We start from the raw sequence: 1,080 nt of genomic DNA, 5'->3' as shown, positions 1-1,080 counted from the left end.
CGAGTCGCTCGGCCTGCTGAAGATGGACTTCCTCGGCCTGCGCAACCTCACCATCATGGACGACGCCGTGAAGATGGTGCGGGCCAACAAGGGGACCGACATCGAACTGCTGTCGCTGCCGCTGAGCGACGCCAGGACCTTCGAACTGCTCGGCCGCGGCGACACCCTCGGCGTCTTCCAGTTCGACGGCAGCGCGATGCGCTCCCTGCTGCGGCTGATGCGCCCTGACCACTTCGAGGACATCACCGCCGTCACCGCCCTCTACCGGCCCGGCCCCATGGGCATGAACTCGCATATCAACTACGCGCTGCGCAAGAACGGCCGCCAGGAGATCACCCCGATCCACCCCGACCTCGCCGAGCCGCTGAAGGAAGTCCTCGACATCACCTACGGGCTCGTCGTCTACCAGGAGCAGGTGCAGAAGGCCGCGCAGGTGCTCGCCGGCTACACCCTCGGCCAGGCGGACCTGCTGCGCCGGGCGATGGGCAAGAAGAAGCAGGAGGTCCTCGACAAGGAGTTCGTCCCGTTCCGCGACGGCTGCCGCGAGCGCGGCTATCCGGACGAGGCGGTGCAGGCGGTCTGGGACGTCCTGGTGCCCTTCGCCGGCTACGCGTACAACAAGGCGCACGCGGCGGCCTACGCGCTCGTCTCCTACTGGACGGCGTACCTGAAGGCGAACTACCCGGCCGAGTACATGGCCGCCCTGCTGACGTCCGTGCGCGACGACAAGGACAAGTCCGCCGTCTACCTCAACGAGTGCCGCAAGATGGGCATCAAGGTCCTCCCCCCGGACGTCAACGAGTCCGAGGCTGACTTCACGCCCCGCGGCGACGACACCATCGTCTTCGGCCTCTCGGCCGTCCGCAACGTCGGCCGCAACGTCGTGGACTCCATCGTGCGCGGCCGCCAGGCCAAGGGCGCCTACCTCTCCTTTCCCGACTACCTCGACAAGTCCGAACCGGTCGTCTGCAACAAGCGCACCACCGAATCCCTCATCAAGGCGGGCGCGTTCGACGCCCTCGGCCACACCCGCAAGGGCCTCCTCGCCGCGTACGAGCCGATGGTCGACGCCGTCGTCCA

The 1,080-nt window shown here is 67.6% G+C and carries 1 protein-coding gene; it reads left to right on the top strand.

What is annotated here, in order from left to right:
- Nucleotides 1-1,080 (top strand): DNA polymerase III subunit alpha (gene dnaE / locus LG396_RS38770; protein WP_225798307.1); only part of this gene is annotated, 1,080 nt, incomplete at both ends.

Source organism: Streptomyces aculeolatus (assembly GCF_020400605.1).
GTDB lineage: Bacteria > Actinomycetota > Actinomycetes > Streptomycetales > Streptomycetaceae > Streptomyces > Streptomyces aculeolatus.
Note: the sequence above shows the minus strand (reverse complement) of the source record. Positions and strands in the feature narration are given on the sequence as shown.